Annotated in this window: 7 protein-coding genes and 1 pseudogene; 5 read left to right on the forward strand and 3 right to left on the reverse strand. The window is 66.1% G+C overall.

All coding sequences use genetic code 11. From position 1 onward, the window contains the following. The first annotated feature begins 95 nt into the window (after nucleotides 1-95). The 5 genes and pseudogenes from ACIQU6_RS36955 to ACIQU6_RS36975 form a co-directional block, all read left to right on the forward strand. Nucleotides 96-542, forward strand: a complete 447-nt coding sequence (locus ACIQU6_RS36955) for a hypothetical protein (RefSeq protein WP_403486115.1) — start codon at nucleotides 96-98, stop codon at nucleotides 540-542. Beyond that, complete coding sequence (locus tag ACIQU6_RS36960) at nucleotides 526-1,344, forward strand: Mu transposase C-terminal domain-containing protein (protein WP_403486116.1); 819 nt, start codon at nucleotides 526-528, stop codon at nucleotides 1,342-1,344. Before ACIQU6_RS36955 ends, ACIQU6_RS36960 begins: the two co-directional genes overlap by 17 nt. Continuing rightward, entirely contained in the window at nucleotides 1,344-2,399 is a 1,056-nt protein-coding gene (locus ACIQU6_RS36965) for an AAA family ATPase (RefSeq protein ID WP_403486117.1), read from the forward strand. The genes ACIQU6_RS36960 and ACIQU6_RS36965 overlap by 1 nt, the downstream gene beginning before the upstream one ends. Next, on the forward strand, nucleotides 2,396-3,250 hold the full coding sequence (locus tag ACIQU6_RS36970) for a TniQ family protein (RefSeq protein ID WP_403486118.1): 855 nt from the start codon (nucleotides 2,396-2,398) through the stop codon (nucleotides 3,248-3,250). The genes ACIQU6_RS36965 and ACIQU6_RS36970 overlap by 4 nt, the downstream gene beginning before the upstream one ends. A gap of 636 nt (nucleotides 3,251-3,886) precedes the next feature. Beyond that, a pseudogene (locus tag ACIQU6_RS36975) lies at nucleotides 3,887-4,884 on the forward strand (DDE-type integrase/transposase/recombinase); the annotation flags it as partial. A 478-nt stretch (nucleotides 4,885-5,362) separates the two neighbouring features. On the opposite strand, the gene ACIQU6_RS36980 reads toward ACIQU6_RS36975, so the two are convergent. The 3 genes from ACIQU6_RS36980 to ACIQU6_RS36990 are packed head-to-tail and all read right to left on the reverse strand — an operon-like array spanning nucleotide 5,363 to nucleotide 9,248. Further along, nucleotides 5,363-6,943, reverse strand: a complete 1,581-nt coding sequence (locus tag ACIQU6_RS36980; protein WP_403486119.1) for a protein kinase — start codon at nucleotides 6,941-6,943, stop codon at nucleotides 5,363-5,365. A 2-nt stretch (nucleotides 6,944-6,945) separates the two neighbouring features. Further along, nucleotides 6,946-7,557 (reverse strand): hypothetical protein, encoded by a 612-nt coding sequence (locus tag ACIQU6_RS36985; RefSeq protein ID WP_403486120.1) that lies wholly within the window; start codon nucleotides 7,555-7,557, stop codon nucleotides 6,946-6,948. After that, entirely contained in the window at nucleotides 7,554-9,248 is a 1,695-nt protein-coding gene (locus tag ACIQU6_RS36990; protein ID WP_403486121.1) for an ATP-binding protein, read from the reverse strand. The genes ACIQU6_RS36985 and ACIQU6_RS36990 overlap by 4 nt, the downstream gene beginning before the upstream one ends. Nucleotides 9,249-9,250: the final 2 nt, after the last annotated feature.

Raw genomic sequence — 9,250 nt, forward strand, 5'->3', positions numbered from 1 at the left:
ACGAGTACTTCCTGGGCGCGGCCATGGTCAATGTTCCTCTCATGAGTCCCATCTGACCCTCTGTCAACCTCCTCCGCATCTCGGGGGAACCTCAGGTGGTGCAGATCGACACCACCCCACTGGATGTCCTGGCCGTCCTGGACGACGGCGTGACCGGGCGAGTTGAGCTCACGATCGCGGTGGATGTCGCCTCTCGCACCATCTGCGCGGCGATCCTGCGGCCGGCCGGAACGAAGGCCGTGGACGCCGCGCTGCTGCTGGCGCGGATGCTGGTGCCTGAGCCGATGCGGCCTGGCTGGTCGGACGCCCTGCGAATGTCGGCCTCGCTGATCCCGCACGCCCGGTTGATGAGTGTTGATGCCCGCTTGGAGCACGCTGCGGCACGTCCGGTGATCGTCCCAGACACCATCATCGTGGACCGGGGCAAGGTGTTCGTCTCGGACACGTTCGTCGCGGCCTGCCGTTCGCTGGGCATGTCCTTCCAGCCCGCACGGCCGGCCGGCCACGCCGACGGACAAGGGTGTCGTGGAACGGACTTTTGAGTCGATCAACTCGATGTTCTGCCAGCACGTTGCCGGATATGTCGGCTCCGACACCACCCGGCGCGGCCGGGACGTCCAGGCGGTCTGGACGATCGCGGAACTCGCCGACCTCTTCCACGAGTGGGTTGTCGCCCGGTGGCAGACCCGCCCGCATGACGCTCTGCGCAGTCCGTTCCTGCCGGGCAAGGCCCTCTCGCCGAACGAGGTCTACGCCATGCTGGTCTCCCGCACCGGCTACCTGCCGGTCTGTCTCGGCGGGGATGACTACATCGAGTTGCTGCCCGTCGAGTGGCGCAAGATCAACGACTACGGCATCACGCTCGACTACCGCACCTACGACTGCCGGGAGTTGGGCTCCTATCGGCGCCAGCCGTCCGGAGTGGACACCAAGGGCAACCTCTGGGAGGTCCATTACGACCCCTACGACCTCTCCCATGTCTGGGTACGCGACACCCGGGCCGGAGGCTGGATCACCGTTCCCTGGACCCGGCTGGGCACGGTCTCCGCGCCGTTCGCCGACTTCACCTGGCGCCATGCCCGAGCCGTGCTGGCTGCCAAGGGCGCCGACGACACCGACGAGGACGCCATCGCCGTCGTCATCGACGACCTGCTGACCCGCGCCGGGAACGGGCCCGACCGGCGCATCGCCGCCCGCACCAAGGCGGCAACGGCCGTCCCCGCGCTGCCGCAGGCACGGCGCGAACCCGATCCGGAGACGGACGAGAAACCTGACGGCGAAGGAGACATCGCCCAGGTCATCCCGTTCGGGGTGTTCGATGCCTTCACCGACGGGAGTCGCTGATGACGCACTTCCTCGATCCGGAAGAAGTCGACCATCCGCTGACGACCAAGGAGGGCTGGACCGCCTTCACCGCGGAGGCCACCACCCCGCCGGCCGTCTTGGCGCCCGCGGCCCTGCAGCGGCTCCCCGAGGCGGAGCGAACCGCCTACGACCAGGCCCTGGAGGACTACCACGCGCAACTCGTCATCGTCTCCACGCCGACGATCCGCCACGTCACCGCGACCGGCCGCAAGCGCATCCTGCTCAACCGGCACCAGCACTCCGCCCGTCGCGGACTGATCGTCTCGGGCCCCGCCGGGACCGGGAAGACGACCGCCATCACCCAATTGGGCAAGAACTACGAGCAGTTGGGGCGGCGTCGCGGCGAGATCTTGCCGGACTCGATGCCGGTCGTCTACGTCACCGTCCCGCCCGCGGCGACGCCGAAGATGCTGGCCATCGAGTTCGCCCGGTTCATCGGCCTGCCGTTGCCCTCGCGGTTCAGCCAGGTCGAAGTCACCAACAAGGTCTGCGACCTGCTCTGCACCCTTGGCTGCCGTCTCGTGCTCATCGACGAGCTGCACAATCTCGACATCGGTACGCGGGTGGGCGCCGAGGCATCCGACCAGATCAAGTACCTGTCCGAGCGCATCCCCGCGACGTTCGTCCTGGCCGGCGTCGACGTCGAGGGCACCGGACTGTTCTCCGGACGCCGCGGCGGGCAGATCGCCAGCCGCTACACGCTCATTCCCACCAGCGCGTTCCGCCACAAGACCGAGGAACAACGCGGCTCCTGGCGTTCCCTCGTGGCGACTTTGGAGGAGTCCCTGCGGCTGCGAGCGCACCGGCCGGGGACCTTGCTGGACCTGAGCTCCTACCTGCACGACCGCACCGGGGGAATGATCGGCAGCCTGTCCCACCTCGTCCGGGAAGCCGCGCTGGACGCCCTCCTTGACGGCAGCGAGAGGATCACCAAAGCCTCGCTGGAGCGGGTCGACCTGGACGAGAGCGCCGAACAACAGAACATCCCCCGCGCGCGTCGGCGCCGCAGACGCGGCACGAAATACGTCGCATGACCACCCGGCCGCGGACCCTGCCCCTCGCGCCGCCGCCCGTCCATCACGAGACCATCGGCTCCTATCTGAACCGCCTCGCCGATGCCAACCACCTCACCATCGGCTACCTCTCGCACCTGGTCGGCCCGTCCCGCCAACACCGCCGAGGCGACAACCGGGTCGGCTACTGGACCCCAGACGCACTGCGACGGCTCGCCGTCTTGACCGGCCGGCACCCGTCATCCCTGGTCCACGCGATGCCGCCGCTCGGCTCGATCGGTGACCTGCTTCGACACCATCGGTCCGCCATCGAGCCACGGAGGCGTCCGGCCTGCCGCCTCTGCATGGCCCGGCGGCACGTCCACGGGCTCGTAGTCCGCAGCACCCCGCACCATGAAGGTGTCTGCCACCGCCACAGCCGCTGGCTCCTCGGGGAGGAGCAACACGATCTGACGCGACTGCCTGAGGTTCTGCGGGCCAACCTCCAGCATCACCGGATCGTCCGCCGCGGCACCCATCCCTTCATCGCGCTGGCCTTCATCGACGCCCGCGACCGCCTGACCAGGTGGTTCACCGGCGAGAGAAGCGGAGAGCCTCTTCGGCAGAGGTGGAACCGCCGACTCGCAGTGCTGGGCGAGGACCCGTTCGGTGATCCCCACCGTCCCTCGGAGCACCGGATCGAGGTGGCTACCTACCCCGAAGTCATCGTGCTCACCGGCCTGTTCGCCTCCCCGCACTGGCGAGACCATCCCCAGCTGCCCGCGGAGGCAGCACGCCGTTTCGGCGTTGATCAGACCCAGCTCGCGTCGGAATTGGTCCGGAAACTGCCACCTTCACTGCGAATCCTGGAGCAGGGCGTCTCACCATCCTGACAATGCCCAGCTCAGGAACCACCGGTCCCGCCATGATCGATGAGACGCGCACACGCCGCCGTGCTCAGCCCCTCCCGACGCCCGCGGCCTCCGCGCTCTGAGTCGCAACCCAACCTGTCACCCCCCAGGTCAGCGGCCCTGTCACGGCAAGATCTAATGAGACGGGACAAGGGGATCTGTCGCACGAGGATCGCTCGACAACAACAATCGTCCACACGATCCCCGGTTTCGGTAACCGGGGATCTCGTGCTACAAAGGCAGGGGCCCGCCCATAAACCCCTTCGGGATTTGCCGCGTCGCTCCATACCGACGACACACACCCGCGGCTAACTCGCCTACACCTAGGTTCACTTGAAGCAGCCGAACTAATCCAGTCCGTTGCCGCTCAATACGTCTGCCGTCGGCGAACTACCCCTGGAAGCAGCATTCGCTGCACAACATTCACTAAACCGGGACATACTGGCACCCTGGATGAATGAACAGAGCAGGTGCCTTCTAAGCGCTTGGCCGCAAGTTCGAGTCCTGCCGGGGGCCGCCGCACAATCAGGTGACATCTGAACTGGCGCGCCCTGTGGGGCGGGTGGGAAGGATGTCGCTGTACCCAAGCCTTATCCGGAGGAATTCCGCCAGGACGTCGTGCGGGTCGCGAGGATCCGCGGGCCAGGTGTGACGGTCGAGCAGGTAGCCACCGACTTCGGAGTCCATCCGATGACGTTGTGGAAGTGGATGCGTGGCGCGGACATCGAAGGCGGAACCGAGTCAGGGTCACCGGTCAGAATAGTCCCGAGCTTCGGGAAGCGCGTCGGCGGATCAAGCTGCTGGAGCAGGAGAACGAGAATTTGCGGCGGGCCGCGGCCTATCTGTCGCAGTCGCATCTGCCGGGAAAAGGATCTACCCGCTCGTGAAGGAGCTGGCCGGGGACGGGGTGCCCGTCACGGTTGCGTGTCGGGTGCTGAAGCTCGCCAGACAGCCCTACTACCGCTGGCTGGACCAGCCGGTGAGCGATGCCGTGCTGGAGGAGGCGTATCGCGCGAGCTGCTGTTCGACGCGATGACGGACCGGACTGCCTGGCGGATCTGCCGGGACAACCGATGGTGGAGCGTGTTCGGCAAGAAGTGCGGCAAGGGAAAGAAGGCCACCCTGCCCGTGCACGACGACCTGGTCCGCCGTGACTTCACCGCAGCCTGCGCGAACCGCCTTTGGCTCGCCGACATCACCGAGCAGGCCACCGGCGAAGGCAAGCTCTGCCTCTGCGCAATCAAGGACGTTTTCAGCAACAGGATCGTGGGTTACTCCATCGACGGGCGGGTGACGTCCCGCCTGGCGGTGACCGCTCTGGACAACGCCGCGGCCAGGCGTGGAAACGTCGACGGCTGAATTCTGCACAGCGATCGCGGATCTCAGTTGCTCGCGGAAGTTCGTCCGGGCTCTCGACCGCCACCGAATGGCCGACTCGATAGGGAAGGTCCTTCTTCAGCCAGCTGTAGAAGAACGTCCTCGACCGCCGGACCTGGGCCACCCGCGAAGAACTGCGAATCGCGATCGTGACCTGGATTGAGCAGACCTACCACCGACGCCGCCGACAAGCCTCGCTCGGCCGGCTGACCCCCATCGAATTCGAGACCGTCATGACCACAGGCCCTCCAGGCCGCGTGACCGAATCTGTCACCCGAACCTGCACCAGACCCATATACCTCATCGTCGGCCCCGGGCAGATCATCCTTAGAGTATGCCAACTGTGCGGGAACGTCGTGAATCTTCTCACTCAAATCAGCGACGGGCGACTGCGCGTCTCCTGGCGCAGTCGGGCCAGTTCCTCGCTTCCAGTGGCCGCCCCGGCAGTGCCGGCACGGCAGGCCCGTGCGACCCAGCTGCCCAGGGTGGTCGCATTGATCCCCAGGTCCCTGGCGACCTAGGGGACCGTCTTCCCGGTCTCGGAGACAATCCGCACGGCCCCGTCGCGGAACTCCGCGTCGTACCGCTGGCCTTCTCTGCCAGACCCAACTTCCCCTGCAACTACGGCCTTCACGCTACGAGGGGAACCTCATCCAGCCCCTTTCTGCCGTTCGATCAGCCGCCAGGCACAGGACCAGCGCGATCTGTGGGCGGAGCTCAGGCTGTCGGGCTCGTGAGCTCGCGGACGCGGTCGCCGTAGAAGCCCTGTTTGTCCGCGTCCATGACTCGCTCAAAATACTCGCGGGCGCGTCGCCGATCACCGACCATGAAGTAGTACTTCCCGAGCTCGAAGAGACTGAACAGGTCGAAGGCGTCAAGTGCCAGGGCCTGGTTGTAGAAGCTGAGAGCGAGGCGATCGTTCCCGTTGAGGGCGTGCGCCCACCCGAGCTTGGAGTAGACGACGACGGCATCCTGCCGCTCCGCTCGAACGGTCTCGAGCAGCTGGATCGCGCGCCCGTAATCGCCATCAAGTCCCGCCGCGACGGCGAGCCGGAATCGCGAGTACGGCCGGTTGACGGCGTCCACAAGGCGCTCGTAGATCGCCACCGCGTCGCCGTACCGCTGGAGGCTGGTGTACAGCTGACCGAGTCGCTCGAGCACGTCGCGTCGCTGCTGTCCCTCGACCGGGTAGCCACGATTGAAGGCAACGAGCAGCTGCTCGTACGCTTCGGCTGCTTTGCGGTCGTACCCCAGTCGCATACAGATGCCGCCAAGCATCCGCAGGTACTGAGGATGACCGTCGCTCCGATCGACAGCGGCCTCCGCCGCCTCCAGGGCACCTTGAGCATCGCCCTCGGCGAGCCGCTGCTTGGCCAGTTCGAGGTAGTAGAGCGGACTCGACGAGGGCGGCTGGAAGCCGAGCTGGCTGGGCTCCGAGCGAGCCGGCACGGCCGCCGTCGCCGCCTCGGCGCGCAACCGGTCAAGGCATGCTTGCACGGCGGCGCGCATCGACCCGCAGTTCTGAAAACGATTCTCGGGCCGCCACGCCATCGCGCGAAGGATTACGTCCTCGAGATCGGCAGGCACATCGCGGTTCACCTCACGAGGCTTGGCGATCTGCACGCCGGTCAGCAGCTGATGCGGGCTCGAGTAGGGCAACCGTCCCGTGGCCATCTCGTAGAGGAGAACGCCGATCGAGTAGATGTCGCTGACGTCCCGGGCGCGCTTCCCCTCGAGCGCCACCTCCGGGGCCATGTACGCCTCCGTGCCGTGGCGCTTGGTCCAAACCCACACATCCTCGAGCCGGCGGCTCGACCCGAAGTCGGTGATCTTCGCTGCCCCGGACGCCTTGTCGACGAGGATGTTCTGCGGCTTCAGGTCGTTGTGCGAGATGTTCGCGGCGTGGACGGCAGCAAGACCGTCAAGGATCTGCATCGTCCACTCCAGTATCTGTTCGAAGGTGAGCGGCGCCCGCGTACTGACGCTGTCGAGGACCTTCGCCAGGTCGTAGCCATCGACGAACTCCATCTCGATCACGAAGAGCTCGCTGATGTTGTGGAAGCCGTGGACGCGAACGATGTTCGGGTGACGGATTTCCCTGATGATGTCTGACTCCTTGCGAAGCACCTCCTCACCCTTCTCCTGATCTTTCGGAATCTTGATCGCGACCGTGGCACCATCCTTCAGTCTCCGCGCCTGCCACACCTCGCCGAAGCTCCCTTTGCCGAGCTCGGCTAGCAAGCGAAACCGATCGCCCAGCTCCTCGCTGGGTTCGCCGCGGAACACGATCAGCGCCACGACTACGCCCTCCCCAAGGCGAGCCGCTCATTGCGCTCGTCGCGCAGGAACTCGCCGAACACGAGACGCCCAGAATCGGGAGCGGGGCGCATGACACACTTGATGATCATCAACGGTGTCCGTGCCGGATCCACGTCACTGCCACGACGCCTGAACCCTTCGCGGTAAGTTGCAATGATGGCGTCCATGCTGCGTGGAGCCGAGCCGCTGCGCACCCAGTAGATCAGGACACACAGCTTCAAGTTCGGGGACGCGGTCGACGCGATCGCGAGGTTCTCGACCTTGCCCCGCAGCTTCCCCTCGTCACCGCGCTCGAACCTCTCGAATTCGAACGCGAGCGAGGCTTCGCCCGAGTGCTTCTCGAACCACACGGAGTCCGCGCGCACGTCCCCGAGGCCGTTGTCGCGGGCCCACCAGATCGGGCACTCCGCCACGGCGGAGTAGCCCTGCGACTGCCCTGCGGTGGCCAGGACCGTGAGGAAGTGCGAGTGCACCGTGAGCCCGATGTCCGGGATCCCCGACAGCAGCATCGGGAAGTGCTCGACCAGCAGTTCGCGGTTGGTGAGCCCGTCGAACACCAGGTCCGCCGGTGATGTGGAGCGGTCATCCATCATCCTCCCGACCTCCCCCAGCGCTCGCACACGCGCGGTGACTCACCGCCGTGGACGAGCGCCTTGGTGCCGACCTTCACGACGAGCGGCGCGATGATCGCCCGTCCGCAGATCAGCGCCTCACCGGTCGACAGCGTCGGGAGCTCCGCCAGGTCCGCTGCAGAGAAGTAGTCGGAGGTCTTCTGAATGAACCGCTGGTCGTCCGGGTTCTTGATGCGCATCGCAACGATGGTGTTGCACTGACTCGTCACGTCGGAGTCGAGCTTGCTCGGGCGCTGGCTGACGATGGCGAAGCCCACGCCGAACTTCCGGCCCTCGGCCGCGATGCGCTTGATGATGTTCTTCGAGATTGCAGCCTCGCCGGCGGGCGCGAAGTTATGCCCCTCCTCGTAGACAATGAACACCGGTCGGGTCGGGCGCTGCTTGTCGGCCGCCGCCTTCATCAGCTCACTCGAGATGAGCGCGACGATGACCTGCCGCGCCGTGTTCGAGAGCCCTTGGAGGTCGATGATGCAGAGCCGTCCGGCCTCGGCATTGTCGTCGCCGACCATCTCGTAGACGTCGAACGGATCACCGGCCGCGCGCGAGTAGAAGCTCTGGGCCTCGTTGATCATGCGCCGAAGGCGGATGGCGGCGATGTTGGCGCTCCCCCCGCGGAGTGCGTTGGCCTCACCCTGGCTGCCGGACTCCGTCACCCACTCCTTCAGGCGGTCGAGATCATCGAGGACCGCGAAGAGCTCCTGGATGTCGCGAGGCTCGTCGATGTTCTCCTTCCAGTAGCGGAGCGCGACGTCGAGCACGCGCTGCTGCGGCTCCGTCAGTCCAGGGAGCACACCAGAGAACTCGTCCACGTCGAAGTGGTCGAGCTGAAGAGCGAGGCGCATGTTCTTCCCCGCGTACTTCTCGTCGAAGCTCCGCAGCTGCGGCGTGTAGACCTTGATGCCGCCCCCGCGGTCCTGCAGCTGCTGGAGGGCATCTTGGGTCTCCGCGAGCTTCTGCCGGTCCCGAGGATCCTCGACCTTGTCGAGCCGGTCGTTGAAGTTGAGCTTGCCGGTTCGGAAGGCCTTGCCGTACTCGCCGTGCGGGTCGAAGACCACGACCGACGCGTTGAGCTGCGAGACCAGCCGCTCGATGACGCGCCCGACGGTGTAGCTCTTCCCCGAGCCGGTCATCGCAAGCACGGCGAGGTGCTCGGTCACCAAGGTGTTCGCGTCGAGGAAGACCGGGACAATGTTCTCGCCCTTCTCGTAGCCGACGAGGTTGCCCAGATGGATGCTGGTGTCCTCGGAAAACTCGTAGAAGCTCGTGAGGAACGCGTAGTCGACTCCGTAGACCTTCGTCCCCGGCGTCAGAGGCCGTCGGGGTATCCGGATCTCGCCGGTGAACGGATCCTTGTAGCCGACCAGCTCGAGCGTCGCGTACACAGTCTCGCCCGAGAGCCGCGACTGCGGCAGCAGCTCGACTTCACTGATCCCTTCGCCGAGTGCTGGGCTGAACAGGATGTTCGACCGCGAGAGCCCCACGATGCGGCCCAGCACGTCGAGCTGCGATTCCGACTCGCGCTCCTGGTGCGCGACCCGCACGAACTCCCCACGCCGCGCCGAGAAGCTCGTACGCAGCGCGATCGTCAGCTTGTCGGGTTCCCCGGTGTTGCCGACCAGCTTGCCAATGTAATTGTCGTCGTCTCGGAACATGC

This window comes from Streptomyces sp. NPDC090442, assembly GCF_044769405.1.
Classification (GTDB): domain Bacteria; phylum Actinomycetota; class Actinomycetes; order Streptomycetales; family Streptomycetaceae; genus Streptomyces.

Bases quoted from the DNA above. Each gene is read 5' to 3' on its own strand.
- ACIQU6_RS36965 (WP_403486117.1), top strand. From the start codon at position 1,344: ATGACGCACTTCCTCGATCCGGAAGAAGTCGACCATCCGCTGACGACC.
- ACIQU6_RS36970 (WP_403486118.1), top strand. From the start codon at position 2,396: ATGACCACCCGGCCGCGGACCCTGCCCCTCGCGCCGCCGCCCGTCCAT.
- ACIQU6_RS36985 (WP_403486120.1), bottom strand. From the start codon at position 7,557: ATGATGGATGACCGCTCCACATCACCGGCGGACCTGGTGTTCGACGGG.
- ACIQU6_RS36990 (WP_403486121.1), bottom strand. From the start codon at position 9,248: ATGTTCCGAGACGACGACAATTACATTGGCAAGCTGGTCGGCAACACC.